Origin of the sequence: Pseudomonas paraeruginosa PA7, assembly GCF_000017205.1 — a bacterium.
Classification (GTDB): domain Bacteria; phylum Pseudomonadota; class Gammaproteobacteria; order Pseudomonadales; family Pseudomonadaceae; genus Pseudomonas; species Pseudomonas paraeruginosa.
In genome coordinates, this window is sequence record NC_009656.1 from 717807 (window position 1) to 731156 (window position 13350).

The 13350-nt window shown below is 66.8% G+C and carries 11 protein-coding genes and 1 tRNA gene; 3 read left to right on the plus strand and 9 right to left on the minus strand.

Annotation, left to right across the window (positions count from 1 at the left end):
* Positions 1 to 61: 61 nt before the first annotated feature.
* The 6 genes from PSPA7_RS03415 to rpsU form a co-directional block, all read right to left on the minus strand.
* Positions 62 to 138 (minus strand) — tRNA-Ile (locus PSPA7_RS03415).
* 16 nt (positions 139 to 154) lie between these two features.
* Entirely contained in the window at positions 155 to 3892 is a 3738-nt protein-coding gene (locus PSPA7_RS03420; RefSeq protein WP_012074162.1) for a bifunctional diguanylate cyclase/phosphodiesterase, read from the minus strand.
* A 106-nt stretch (positions 3893 to 3998) separates the two neighbouring features.
* Positions 3999 to 5852 (minus strand): RNA polymerase sigma factor RpoD, encoded by a 1854-nt coding sequence (gene rpoD, locus PSPA7_RS03425; RefSeq protein WP_012074163.1) that lies wholly within the window; start codon positions 5850 to 5852, stop codon positions 3999 to 4001.
* Positions 5853 to 5931: 79 nt separating this feature from the next.
* On the minus strand, positions 5932 to 7923 hold the full coding sequence (dnaG, locus tag PSPA7_RS03430; RefSeq protein WP_012074165.1) for a DNA primase: 1992 nt from the start codon (positions 7921 to 7923) through the stop codon (positions 5932 to 5934).
* A gap of 82 nt (positions 7924 to 8005) precedes the next feature.
* A complete protein-coding gene (locus tag PSPA7_RS03435; RefSeq protein WP_003085042.1) occupies positions 8006 to 8455 on the minus strand; it encodes a GatB/YqeY domain-containing protein in 450 nt (149 codons plus the stop codon).
* A 67-nt stretch (positions 8456 to 8522) separates the two neighbouring features.
* Complete coding sequence (gene rpsU, locus PSPA7_RS03440; protein ID WP_003085057.1) at positions 8523 to 8738, minus strand: 30S ribosomal protein S21; 216 nt, start codon at positions 8736 to 8738, stop codon at positions 8523 to 8525.
* Between the two features lie 200 nt (positions 8739 to 8938).
* Between rpsU and tsaD the strand changes: the two genes are divergently transcribed.
* The gene (tsaD, locus tag PSPA7_RS03445) at positions 8939 to 9964 is read left to right on the plus strand and encodes a tRNA (adenosine(37)-N6)-threonylcarbamoyltransferase complex transferase subunit TsaD (RefSeq protein WP_012074166.1); all 1026 of its coding nucleotides are present in this window, start codon (positions 8939 to 8941) and stop codon (positions 9962 to 9964) included.
* A 78-nt stretch (positions 9965 to 10042) separates the two neighbouring features.
* Here the strand turns inward: tsaD and plsY are convergent, their stop codons facing one another.
* Entirely contained in the window at positions 10043 to 10612 is a 570-nt protein-coding gene (plsY, locus tag PSPA7_RS03450; protein WP_012074167.1) for a glycerol-3-phosphate 1-O-acyltransferase PlsY, read from the minus strand.
* Between the two features lie 83 nt (positions 10613 to 10695).
* Between plsY and folB the strand changes: the two genes are divergently transcribed.
* Both folB and folK read left to right on the plus strand, forming a co-directional pair.
* On the plus strand, positions 10696 to 11049 hold the full coding sequence (gene folB, locus PSPA7_RS03455) for a dihydroneopterin aldolase (RefSeq protein WP_003149641.1): 354 nt from the start codon (positions 10696 to 10698) through the stop codon (positions 11047 to 11049).
* On the plus strand, positions 11040 to 11582 hold the full coding sequence (gene folK / locus PSPA7_RS03460) for a 2-amino-4-hydroxy-6-hydroxymethyldihydropteridine diphosphokinase (RefSeq protein ID WP_003149639.1): 543 nt from the start codon (positions 11040 to 11042) through the stop codon (positions 11580 to 11582). The genes folB and folK overlap by 10 nt, the downstream gene beginning before the upstream one ends.
* Here folK and PSPA7_RS03465 read toward each other — a convergent pair.
* Both PSPA7_RS03465 and PSPA7_RS03470 read right to left on the minus strand, forming a co-directional pair.
* A complete protein-coding gene (locus PSPA7_RS03465; RefSeq protein ID WP_012074168.1) occupies positions 11555 to 12787 on the minus strand; it encodes a multifunctional CCA addition/repair protein in 1233 nt (410 codons plus the stop codon). The two genes, folK and PSPA7_RS03465, sit on opposite strands and share 28 nt — an antisense overlap.
* 42 nt (positions 12788 to 12829) lie before the next feature.
* On the minus strand, positions 12830 to 13336 hold the full coding sequence (locus PSPA7_RS03470) for a DUF4136 domain-containing protein (protein WP_012074169.1): 507 nt from the start codon (positions 13334 to 13336) through the stop codon (positions 12830 to 12832).
* Positions 13337 to 13350 lie beyond the last annotated feature (14 nt).

A 13350-nucleotide genomic window follows, 5' to 3' on the forward strand; every position in this document is an offset into this window, starting at 1 on the left:
AAGGAGGGGCTATTTCGGTGGGCCAGAAAGGCGAAAGCCGCGCAGTGCGCGGCTTTGAAGGTGGTGGGCCCACACGGACTCGAACCGTGGACCAAAGGATTATGAGTCCTCTGCTCTAACCGACTGAGCTATAGGCCCCCAGAAGGTCGGCGGATTATACCGGCGCTTCGCGGGGAGCGCCAATCGGCTGGCGCGGTTTGAGGAACTTGCTGGCGAACAGCTCGGCGGGCAGCGGCGGGCTGAGGACGAAGCCCTGGATCTGCTCGCAGCCTTCGTGGGTGAGGAAGCTCTGCTGGCCCTCGGTTTCCACCCCTTCGGCGATCACCGTGAGCTGCATGCTGCGGCCGAGGGCGATGATGGCGCGGGTGATGGCGGCGTCGTGGGGGTCGTCGGGAAGGCCGCGGATGAACGACTTGTCGATCTTCAGGATATCCAGCGGCAGGCGCTTGAGGTAGCTGAGCGAGGAGTAGCCGGTGCCGAAGTCGTCGATCGCCAGTTGTACGCCGAGATCCTTGAGGCCGCGGAGCACGCCGAGGGCTTCCTCGGTCTGGTTCATGATGAAGCTTTCGGTGATCTCCAGTTGCAGCCGCGAGGGCTCCAGGCCGGACTGTGCCAGCAACTGGCGGAGGCGCTCGATCAGTTGCGGCTGGCCGAGCTGGGCGCCGGCGAGGTTCACCGACAGCGGGCCGAACGGTGCGTGCAGCTTCTGCCAGTCGCCCATCTGCTGGCAGGCATGTTCCAGCACCCAGTCGCCGAGGGGCAGGATCAGTCCGCAATCCTCGGCGAGGGGGATGAAGCGTTCCGGGGAAATTTCCCCGAACAAGGGGTGGTGCCAGCGCACCAGCGCTTCGGCGCCGACCAGCAGGCCGCTTTCCAGGCTCAGCTTGGGCTGGTAGTAGAGCAGCAGTTCGTCGCGTTCGAGGGCGCGACGCAGTTCGGTTTCCAGGGCCATGCGTTCGGTGGCCAGGAAGGTCAGCTCGCGGGTGTAGTACTCGATGCGGCTGCGCCCGCGGGACTTGGCGCGGTACATGGCGGCGTCGGCGTTCTTCACCAGGGTCGGCGCGTCGTCGCCGTCCTTGGGGAACAGGGCGATGCCGATGCTGGCGCTGACGAAGAACTCATGGCCATCGGCCTGGAATGGCGCGGTGAAGGCGTTCAGCAGCTTGCGTGCGACATGCTCGGCATCGCTTTCCTGGTGCAGGCCGGGGAGCAGGATGATGAATTCGTCGCCGCCCAGCCGGGCTACGGTATCGACATCGCGCAACTGGTCGCGCAGGCGCTCGGCGATGGCCTTGAGCAGCAGGTCGCCGGTGGGGTGGCCGAGGCTGTCGTTGATGTGCTTGAAGCGGTCCAGATCGATGAACAGCACGGCGCCGGGACGGCTTTCCTCGCGCGCCTCGTCGAGGGCGTGGTCAAGGCGGTGCTCGAACAGCAGGCGGTTGGGCAGGCCGGTGAGCGGGTCGTGGTGGGCCTGGTAGTCGAGCCGCGCCTGGGCGTACTTGAGGGTGGAGATATCGGCGAAGACCCCGACGAAATGGGTGATCTCGCCCTGCGGATTGTGCACCGCGCTGATGGTCAGCCACTCGGGATACAGCTCGCCGGTCTTGCGCCGGTTCCAGATCTCGCCCTGCCAATGGCCCTCGCGTTCCAACTGGTTCCACATGGCCAGGTAGAAGGCACGGTCGTGCTGCCCGGAGGAGAGCAGGCGCGGCGACTGGCCGAGGGCTTCCTGCTCGCTGTAGCCGGTGATCTCGCTGAAGGCGCGGTTGACCGCGGTGATGCGCTGGCGGGTATCGGTGATCATCACCCCTTCGGCGGTGCTTTCGAAGACGGTGGCGGCCTGCTGCAACTTTTCCTCCATGAGCTGGCGCTCGGTGACGTCGCGGGCGATGGTCAGCACGCAGTCCTCGCCGCCGATGCTGATCTGGTGGGCGGACATTTCGCATTGGCGGATGCTGCCGTTGCGGATCAGTACGGGGGCGGTGAAACCCTGGGTCAGAGTATGGTGGCGCACCAGCGACATCAGGCGCTTGCGGTCCTCGGGGTCGACCCACAGGCCGAGTTCGAGGGTCGAGCGCGAAGTGACTTCGTCGCGGCGGTAGCCGGTGAGGCGGCTGAAGCCTTCGTTGACGTCGATCAGCGTGCCGTCCTCCAGGCGGCTGATCAGCAGACCGTCGGGCGAGGCGTGAAAGGCGTTGGCGAATTTTTCCTCGGAGATCCGTAGCAGCTCCTGGGTCTCCAGCAGGCGGGTGATGTCGCGGATCACCACCACCAGCGCCGGGCGCTGGTCGAGGGTCACGTGCTGGGCGCTGAGCAGGGCACTGAAGGTATCGCCGTCACGGCGCCGCAGCGGTACCTCGAGGTTGGCGAGGTTGCCCTGGGCGAGTTTTTCCAGTACCTGCGGGCCGAGCCCGGGGGCGCCCCAGATGCCCAGTTCGGTGGCGGTCTTGCCGAGAGCCTCCGTGGCGGCGATGCCGATCTGCTGCTCGAAGGTGCTGTTCACCGCGAGGAAGCGGCCATCGGCGCCGTTGGCCAGCACCACCATGTCCGGGCAGTGGTGGAACACCGAGGCGAATTTCTGCTCGGACAGGCGCAGGGCCTGTTCGGTGTGCTTGGTCTCGGTGATGTCGATCATCAGGCCGCGCAGGAGCAGCTCATGGCCCTGCCCGATCAGTGTGACCAGGTCGCGGATCCACACCACCCGGCCGTCGGCGGCGAGCATCCGGTAGTCGAAACTGTGGTCGCGGCCGGCCTGGCTTTCGCTCAGGCAGTAGTCGATGGCGTGTTCGGCGTCGTCGGGGTGCAGGGTGCGTTGCCAGAAGCCTGGCTCCAGCCACTCGGCCAGGGGATAGCCGAGCAGGCGCTCGGCATGTGGCGAGACATAGGTGAAGCGGTTTTCCGTCAGGCGCATCTCCCAGGCGATGGCGTTCAGGCTCTCCACCAGGCCGCGGTAGTGCTGCTCGCTGTCGCGCAGGTCCTGTTCCAGCTGGCGGCGCCGGCTTACCTCGCGGCGCAGGCGGCGGTTCATGGCCAGCAGCACGGCGACCGAAACCAGGATCAGCAGGGCGACAGGAATGCCGTAGCGGGCCAGCGCGCCCCAGGCCGGCCGCCGGTCGAGCAGGCCGCCGACCCAGGGCGCCTGGAGCCGATCGATTTCCTCGGCGCGGAGGTCGGCGAACACCTTGTCGATGATCCCGGCGAGGATCGGCTCGCCGCGCGGCACGGCCATCGCCAGTTGGTAGCGGTAGGGCGTCTCGCCGCTGATCTCCAGGCCGCTGAGCTTGAGCTGGCGCAGGTTCCACACGCTGGAGGCGAAGTCGCCGACGAACGCGTCGGCCTGGCCGGTGGCCAGCGCCTGCAGGGCGGCGGCGACCGACGGCAGCGGCAGCAGGGTGAGGTCCGGGTGTCGGGCGACCAGTAGCTCGTGGGGGGCGTAGTGATCCACCACCGCGACCTTGAGCCCGTAGAGCTCGTCGATCCGTTTCGGCAGCGGCCCGTTCTTGCGCGCCAGGATGATGATCGGGAAATCCAGGTAGGGACGGGGGAACGTCAGGTATTCCTGGCGTTCCGGAGTGGCCATGATGCCGGGCAGCAGGTCGAGCCGGCCGGCCCGGGCCTGCTCGAGGACCTGTGTCCGGCTCCTTGGCTCCACAGGCGTCATGCTGACCCGCAGGCGCTCTTGCAGCAGGGCGATGTAGTTGGCGGCCAGTCCTTGGTAATGGCCCTGGGCGTCGCGGAATTCGAAGGGCGGCCAGGAGGTGCCGATGCCCAGGCGGAGCTCCGGATGTTCGGCCAGCCAGGCCCGTTCCTCGGGCGAGAGCGTGAGGGCGGTGGCCAGCCCTGGCCAGCAGCAGGCCAGACACAGGAGGAGCACGGCCTGCAGACGCTGCATGAGGCGGTCTCGCGATGGAGGGGGGTATAAGCGGAAGTGTAGACGCCGAACGGCGAGACGAGCGGCAAAGAAAAACCCCCGGCTTTGCGGGCCGGGGGTTCGTTCGTCACTCGTCGAGGAAGGAGCGCAGGTGCTCGCTTCGCGAGGGGTGGCGCAGCTTGCGCAGCGCCTTGGCTTCGATCTGGCGGATCCGCTCGCGGGTCACATCGAACTGCTTGCCGACTTCCTCGAGGGTATGGTCGGTGTTCATGTCGATGCCGAAGCGCATGCGCAGCACCTTGGCTTCCCGGGCGGTGAGGCCGGCGAGCACTTCGCGGGTGGATTCCTTGAGGCTCTCGCTGGTCGCCATCTCGATCGGCGACTGCATGGTGGAGTCCTCGATGAAATCGCCCAGGTGCGAGTCTTCGTCGTCACCGATCGGGGTTTCCATGGAGATCGGCTCCTTGGCGATCTTCAGTACCTTGCGGATCTTGTCCTCAGGCATGTCCATGCGCTCGCCAAGCTCTTCCGGGGTGGGCTCGCGGCCCATTTCCTGAAGCATCTGGCGGGAGATGCGGTTGAGCTTGTTGATCGTCTCGATCATGTGCACCGGGATGCGGATGGTGCGTGCCTGGTCGGCGATCGAACGGGTGATCGCCTGGCGGATCCACCAGGTGGCGTAGGTGGAGAACTTGTAGCCGCGACGGTATTCGAACTTGTCCACCGCCTTCATCAGGCCGATGTTGCCTTCCTGGATCAGGTCGAGGAACTGCAGGCCGCGGTTGGTGTACTTCTTGGCGATGGAGATGACCAGGCGCAGGTTGGCCTCGACCATTTCCTTCTTCGCCCGGCGAGCCTTGGCTTCGCCGATCGACATCGCGCGGTTGATTTCCTTGATCTCGGCGACGGTCAGCTCGACTTCGCTTTCCAGGGCCGCCAGCTTCTGCTGGTTGCGCAGGATGTCGTCGCGCAGGCGCTCGATGGCCTCGGCGTACTTCGGCTTGCTCTTCAGAACGCTGTCGACCCACTTCTCGTCGGTCTCGTGGTTCGGGAACAGGCGCAGGAAGTCGGCTCGCGGCATGCGCGCGTCACGCACGCAGAGCTGCATGATGGCGCGTTCCTGGGCGCGAACGCCTTCCAGGGCGGAGCGCACGCGGGCGACCAGGGCGTCGAACTGCTTGGGCACCAGCTTGATCGGCATGAACAGCTCGGCCAGGCCGGTCAGCTCGGCGGTGGCCTGCTTGCTGCCGCGACCGTGCTTCTTCAGGGCCTTCTTGGCCTTGTCGAGCTGTTCGGAAACGGCGGTGAAACGCAGGCGGGCTTCTTCCGGGTCCGGACCGCCGTCACCTTCGTCGTCGCTATCGCTGTTGTCGTCGCTTTCCTCTTCCTCATCGTCCTTCTCTTTCGAGTCGGCGGAATCGTCCTTCAGGTTGACCGGCTCCACCTCTTCGGCGGGCAGGCTGCCATCATCGGGATCGATGTAGCCGCTGAGGACGTCGGACAGGCGTCCGCCCTCGGCGACGATGCGGTTGTAGTCGGCCAGGATGCTGTCCACCGTGCCCGGGAACTGGGCGATGGCGCTCATCACTTCGCGGATGCCTTCCTCGATGCGCTTGGCGATTTCGATCTCGCCTTCGCGGGTCAGCAGTTCCACGGTACCCATTTCGCGCATGTACATGCGCACCGGGTCGGTGGTGCGACCGATGTCGCTTTCCACCGCGGCCAGGGCCGCTGCGGCTTCTTCCGCTGCGGCTTCGTCGGTATCCGCCTCGGCCAGCAGCAGGGCATCCGCATCCGGGGCTGTCTCGAATACGTTGATCCCCATGTCGTTGATCATGCGGATGATGTCTTCCACCTGTTCCGGATCGGAAATATCCTCCGGCAGGTGGTCGTTGACCTCCGCGTAAGTCAGGTAACCCTGCTCACGACCGCGGGCGATCAACTCTTTCAGACGAGATTGCTGTTGCGCTTTTCCGGACATAACACCCTATCCACTGAAGGTCTTGGCGGGCAAAAAATAAGCAGAGGATTATACCTGATGCCTGGGCTGAGGCGCCAGTTCAGCTCTGGGAAGGCGATGAAGCGGCAAGACTGTAGTGCTCTCTGAGCAAGGCTTTCTCTTCATCGGTCAATTCACTGTAGCTCTTCTGCATGACGCTGCGTAAACGCTCCTCCCGTTCGCCGAACCGCTGGCTCTCGGAGAGTTTAGTAATGGTGTCGAAGAACTGCTTTTCAAGGTTCTCCTGGACGATCAGCCATTCCTTCTCGCCCAGGGCTTGCAGCAGGCGGCCCTGGGGCGTGCCGTGCCAGCGCGCGATGAGCTGCATCGAGCTCTGCCGCGGGTTCTTCTGCAGGGCCTCGAGCAGCGACACCAGCAACTGGGCATAGGTGTCCTGCTCCCTGGCCAGCGTGCCCGCGTCGTCGACCTTCAAGGCCAACTGCGGATGGTGCAGCAGGGTGCGCAGGGCGTTGAGGGTGGTCGACTCGACGCTCACCGGGGTTCGCTGCGGCGCCTTGAAGTCGCCGCGGCCGCCCTTGTCCCATTTCTTCCGGCCATCCCATTTCTTGCCGTCCCAGGGTTTCCTGTCCTTGTTCCAGGCCTTGCGCGGCTGCGCGTCGGCGTAGCCCGGCGCGCTCTCGAACGGTGCGTGGGAGGGCTCGTTCTCGTAGTAGGCGCTGGCGGCGAAATAGTCGTCGCCGTCGAAGGCGCCAGTCGTCCCGTGATCCATGGCGGGCGGCGGGCTCTGCTGCGCCAGTTGCCCGATATTTTCGCCAGAGAGGCCGGTAATTTCCGACAGCTTCTGACGCATAAGCTGTCGGAGGTTGTTGCCGGGGATCTTTTCCAGCAACGGCGCGGCAAGGGTCGCCAGATGCGCCTTGCCCTCCAGCGTGGCGGGGTCGGCTTCCGCCATCAGTTGCTGGAAGAAGTACTCGGCCAGCGGTTGGGCCTGCTGGGTGATGCGCGCGCGGAAGGCGTCCTCGCCCTCGGCGCGTACCAGGCTGTCCGGGTCCTCGCCTTCGGGGAGGAACAGGAAGCGCACGCGCTTGCCGTCCTGCAGGTTCGGCAGTACCGATTCCAGCGCGCGCCAGGCGGCCTTGCGGCCGGCCTGGTCGCCGTCGAAGCAGAACAGGATGCTCGGCACCAGGCGGAACAGGCGCTTGATATGCTCCTCGCTGGTCGCCGTGCCGAGCGTCGCCACCGCGTTGCGGATGCCTTGCTGGGCCAGGGCGATGACGTCCATGTAGCCCTCGACCACCATGATCTCGTCGAGGTCGCGGTTCTTCTGCCGGGCCTCGTAGAGCCCGTAGAGCTCCTGGCCCTTGTGGAAGACCGGGGTCTCCGGGGAGTTCAGGTACTTCGGCTTGTCGTCGCCGAGCACCCGGCCGCCGAAAGCGATGATTCGCCCGCGGCTGTCGCGGATCGGGAACATCACGCGGTCGCGGAAGCGGTCGTAGCGCTTGCCGCTGTCGCTGTTCTCCACCAGCAGGCCGGCATCGAGCATGGCCTTGAGCTGCAGATTGTCGCCGCCCAGGTGCTTGAGCAGGTTGTCCCAGCCGGGCGGGGCGAAGCCGAGGCCGAAGTCGCGGGCGATTTCGCCGGTCAGGCCGCGGCCCTTCAGGTAGTTCACCGCGGCCTTGCGCGCGGGATGGCTTTTCAGAGCCTGCTTGTAGAATTCGGCGGCGGCGGCGAGCAGCGGGTAGAGCGGCGAGTCGCTCGGCTGGCGCGGCGTGTGTCCGCGTCCGCCACGCTCCTCGCGTGGCACGTCCATGCCGGCGCGTTTGGCCAGTTCCTCGACCGCCTGGGGAAACTCCAGCTGGTCGTGGTCCATGACGAAGCCGAGCGCGTTGCCGCCGGCGCCGCAGCCGAAGCAGTAGTAGAACTGCTTGTCCGGGCTGACCGTGAACGAGGGGGTCTTTTCCTTGTGGAACGGGCAGCAGGCGCTGTAGTTCTTGCCGGTCTTCTTCAGCTGGATGCGCGAACTCACCACCTCGACGATGTCGGTGCGGTTCAGCAGGTCATCGATGAAGCTTTGCGGGATCAGGCCGGCCATGGTGTTCTCGAAAACGACGGCGCGTGGGCGCAGAGCGGCAGCATAGCAATTATCGCCGGGCCGATCAGGCCGGCGCGGTGGTTCAGGAGGAGAGGCGCGCCTTCAGGCGCTGGCTGACCTGCGCCATGTCGACCCGGCCCTGGACCTGCGGGCGCAGGAGGTTCATCGCCTTGCCCATGTCCTGCGGGCCCTGGGCGCCGCTGTCGACGATGCTGCGCTCGATCAGGGCGTCGATCTCATGGTCGTCCAGGGGCTTGGGCATGAAGTCCTGGAGCACGAGGATCTCGGCGGCCTCGACCTCGGCGAGATCCTGGCGGCCGGCGTCGCTGAACTGGCGCTGGGCGTCGCGGCGCTGCTTGATCATCCGGTCGAGGATCAGCAGGGCGCGGGCGTCATCCACCTCGATGCGTTCGTCGACCTCGACGCGCTTGATGTCCGCTAGGGCCAGGCGCAATGTGGTCAGACGCGGCTTGTCCTGGGCGCGCATGGCGACCTTGACGGCGTCGAGAAGGCGGGACTTGATTTCGCTCATATCGGAAAGCCGAAAGCCCGGCCGGGGCCGGGCTGGGCATGATCACTGACGCGCAGGCGTCGGTGGATCAGTACAGGCGCTCGCGACGGCGCTGTTCGCGCTGTACTTTCTTCGCGTGGCGCTTCACTGCGGCAGCGGCCTTGCGCTTGCGCTCGGCAGTGGGCTTCTCGTAGAACTCGCGGCTGCGAACTTCAGCCAGTACACCTGCTTTTTCGCAGGAGCGCTTGAAACGACGCAGGGCTACGTCGAAGGGTTCGTTCTCTTTTACTTTGACGGCTGGCATCCAGGTCGTACCTTCACTGATTACCGGGGGTTGAACGTACTCCGGCAAGTGGGCGCGGATACGTCGGTTTTCAAGGGTTGCGGATATTAACGGTTCGGCCGGAGGAATGCAAAGCCTCCGATCGAAAAACACTGGTCTGGCGCAAAGCCGCCGATTATCATGCGCGGCTTCGTATTTGCCAAGCTCTAAGGCTCAAGCCCATGCGCGTGCTGGGACTGGAAACGTCCTGCGACGAAACCGGCGTCGCCCTTTACGACAGCGAACGCGGCCTGCTGGCCGACGCGCTGTTCAGTCAGATCGACCTCCATCGCGTCTACGGCGGCGTCGTGCCCGAGCTGGCCTCGCGCGACCACGTCAAGCGCATGCTGCCGCTGATCCGCCAGGTGCTCGACGAGTCCGGCTGCAAGCCGGCGGACATCGACGCGATCGCCTACACCGCCGGCCCAGGCCTGGTCGGCGCGCTGCTGGTGGGCGCCTCCTGCGCCCAGGCGATGGCGTTCGCCTGGGGCGTGCCGGCGGTCGGCGTGCATCACATGGAAGGCCATCTGCTGGCGCCGATGCTGGAGGAGCAGCCGCCGCGCTTCCCGTTCGTCGCCTTGCTGGTGTCCGGCGGCCACACCCAACTGGTGCGGGTGGACGGCATCGGCCGCTACCAGTTGCTCGGCGAGTCGGTGGACGATGCCGCTGGCGAAGCCTTCGACAAGACCGCCAAGCTGATCGGCCTGGGTTACCCCGGCGGCCCCGAGATCGCCCGCCTGGCCGAGCGCGGCACGCCCGGCCGCTTCGTGTTCCCGCGGCCGATGACCGACCGGCCCGGCCTGGACTTCAGCTTCAGCGGGCTCAAGACCTTTTCCCTGAACACCTGGCAGCGCTGCGTGGAAGCCGGCGATGACAGCGAGCAGACTCGCTGCGATATCGCCCTGGCATTCCAGACCGCGGTGGTCGAGACCCTGGTGATCAAATGCCGGCGCGCATTGAAACAGACCGGCCTGAAGAACCTGGTGATCGCCGGCGGGGTCAGTGCCAACCAGGCGCTGCGCGGCGGCCTGGAGAAGATGCTCGGCGAGATGAAGGGGCAGGTGTTCTACGCCCGCCCGCGCTTCTGCACCGACAATGGCGCGATGATCGCCTATGCCGGCTGCCAGCGCCTGCTCGCCGGCCAGCACGACGGCCCGGCGATCGCCGTTCAGCCGCGCTGGCCGATGGAGTCGCTGCCGGCGGTCTGAGTGCCCGCCAGGTCGCAGCCAGGCAGGCGTCGGTGAAGCTCCTGGGCCAGACTGCGTGAAGTTTTTTCCTTTTTTGGATTAGAAATGCCGTTCGCGGCCGGCGAACAGATCGCGTAAGTTGGCCCGGTGCCGCCAGACGATCAGCGCGGTGAGCACGGTCATCGGCAGCAACGCTCCGGGTTGTTGCCAGGCCAGCAGTGGGAGGGTCAGCGGAGTGGCGACCAGCGAGGCGAGCGAACTGGTGCGCGACAGCTTGAAGGTCAGCAGCCAGGCGGCTGCGGCCAGCAGCACGGCCGGCGGGTAGAGGCCGAGGAGCATGCCGGCGGCGGTGGCGACGCCCTTGCCGCCGCGGAAGTTGAAGTACAGCGGGTACAGGTGGCCGATCACGGCGGCGATGCCGACCCAGGCCTCCTCCATCACGCCGAGCCCCAGCCAGCGGGCGACCAGCACCGGCAACAGGCCTTTGCCGACGTCGCCGAGCAGGGTCAGGATGGCGAGTTTCTTCCCGGCGACGCGCAGCATGTTGGTCGCGCCGGGGTTGCCGGAGCCGCTGGCGCGCGGGTCCTGGGTGCCGAACCAGCGGCTGAGCAGGACGGCGAAGGAGAGGGAACCGAGCAGGTAGGCGAGGATCGCCAGTAGCCAGACCATGGATTCCACCGAGGACGAGGATGTCCTCGATTCTAACGGGGCGGCGCACGCTTGTCGTGGCATCCCTTGGAGCGGGTAGCGAAGTGGACAGAGTTTTTATCGAAGGCTTGGAGGTCGACACCGTCATCGGCGTGTACGACTGGGAGCGCGGCATCCGTCAGTGCCTGCGCCTGGACCTGACGCTGGGCTGGGACAACCGTCCGGCGGCCGCCGGCGACGACATCGCCCTGGCGCTGGACTACGCGGCGTTGTCCGAGCGGGTCCTGCAGTTCGCCCGGGAGTCGCATTTCCAACTGGTGGAAACCTTTGCCGAGCGCCTCGCCGAGGTGCTGATGGACGAGCGCGGCATTCCCTGGCTGCGCATCCGCGTCACCAAGCCCGGCGCGGTGCCGGCGGCCCGCGGGGTTGGCGTGGAGATCGAACGCGGATGTCGCTGATCCCGGTCTACCTCGGCCTCGGCAGCAATGTCGAGCGCGAGCGCCATCTGCATGCCGGCCTCGACGCGCTGGCCGGCTTCCTCCATGACCTGCGTTGCTCGCCGGTGTTCGAGAGCGAGCCGGTGGGGATCAGGAGCGGCCCGTTCTTCAACCTGGTGGTATCTGCCCGCACCGATCTGCCGCTGGCCGAACTGAGCCTGCGGCTCAAGCACATCGAGGCCGACAATGGCCGCTATGCGCCGGAGCGCAAGGGGCTGCCGCTGGATATCGACGTGCTGCTGTACGGCGACCTGGTCGGCGACTTCGATGGCCTGGTGCTGCCGCGCGCCGAAGTGCTGAAGAACGCCTTCGTGCTCTGGCCGCTGGCCGAGCTGGCGCCGGAACTGGAGCATCCGCTCGCGCGCCGGGCGTTCGGAGAGCTCTGGCGGGAGTCGCGGATCCCGCAGAAACTCTGGCCGGCGCCCTTCGAATGGCGGGGCCGGGCTCTTACCCCCGAGGCGCTGCTTCAGGCCTTTCCGCGCTCTTCCTTGTAGGCCTTGAGCGCGGCGAGGCGCGCACGCTTCAGCGCCTCGCCCAATTCCGCGCCCTTCAAGCCCTTTTCCACCAGCGGTTTCACACTGACCGCCCGCGCGGCCTGCGCCGCGCCGAGCAGGTAGGCGGCCTGCGGGTAGTCCCGCTGCTCCAGGCCGTGGCGGCCGCGCGCGTCCATCTCGCTGGCGGCGACGAATTCCTCGAAGCGCTGCGGACGACGATAGACGTCGAAACTCTGCAATAGCTCCAGCAGGGTGGTCGGCCGCAGCTCCAGGGCGCGATGGGCGTGGGTATGGTACTCGCCGACCAGACGCGCCAGCTCCTGGCAGTCGCGCGGAACCCTGAAGCGCCGGTTGATCGCATCGATCAGCGGCAGGCCGCGTGTTTCGTGGGCGATGTGGCGTGGCCAGTCGGCTTCCCGGGTGAGCCCCTTGCCCAGGTCGTGGAGCAGGCAGGCCCAGCGCACGGTCAGCGGCTGGTGGTGGCGGGCGCATTGCTGCAGGACCGACAGGACATGGACGCCGGTATCGATTTCCGGGTGGTGCGCCGCCGGCTGCGGCACGCCGAACAGCGCCTCGACTTCCGGCATCAGTTCGGCCAGCGCGCCGCAATCGTGCAGGACCTGGACGAAGACCTCGGGGTTGGGTTCCATCAGGGCGCGGGAAATTTCCTTCCAGCTGCGCTCCGGGGTCAGCGCCTGCAATTCCCCGGACCCGGCCAGCTGGCGCATCAGCGCCAGGGTCTCGGCGGCGACACGGAAGCCCAGGCCGGCGTAGCGCGCGGCGAAGCGGGCGACGCGCAGGACGCGCAAGGGATCTTCGGCGAATGCCGGGGACACGTGGCGCAGCAGGCGCGCCTCAAGGTCGGCCTGGCCGCCGTAGGGGTCGATCACCCGACCCTGTTCGTCCTCGGCCATGGCGTTGATGGTCAGGTCGCGGCGGGTCAGGTCTTCTTCCAGGGTGACGTCGGGGCTGGCATGGAAGGTGAAGCCGCCGTAGCCGCGTCCGCTCTTGCGTTCGGTGCGCGCCAGGGCGTACTCCTCGCCGCTCTGCGGGTGGAGGAAGACCGGGAAGTCGGCGCCCACCGGGCGATAGCCGCGGGCGAGCATTTCCTCGCTGCTGGCGCCGACCACCACCCAGTCGATATCGGTGACCGGGCGGCCGAGAAGACGGTCGCGTACCGCGCCGCCGACCTTGTAAATCTGCATGGAAACCTCCGCGTGTTAGGCGGAAGTCTACCCCAGGGCGCTCTAGCGGGCGCGCGGAAGCTGCTGGAGCAGGGCGCCGACCGCTCGTTCGAGCTGTTCCGGATTGGCCCTCGCCGGGCTGAGACCGGTGCTGGCGGTGCCCTCCCAGAGAATGCGCTCTTCCAGGTCGACCAGGCGTACGCGCAGGGTGCCGGTTTCGTCGCGCAGGCGGTGGATCGCCAGGTAGGGCCCCATGCTGGACGTAGGCGGAAGGTCGGGGCGGAATTCCAGCGCTGCGTCGCGCAGCGCCAGCCAGTAGTAGACGCGGAACTGCGGGGTGGCGCTCTCGTGGTAGCCGTGGGCCGCCAGTCCCTGGCGCAGCTCTGCGTTGATCAGCGGATAGCGGCTGCGGTAGGGCAGGGCGTCGACCGCCCGCTCCGGCGGCATCAACTGGAAGCCTTGCAGGCCGGGCAGTTCGGCACTGGCCGGATGCGTCAGCCGGACGCCGGGAGGATGGTCGGCGCAGGCGCCGAGGGCAAGGCAGAGCAGGATGGTGGCGAACAGGCGCATGGCGGCTCCCTGGA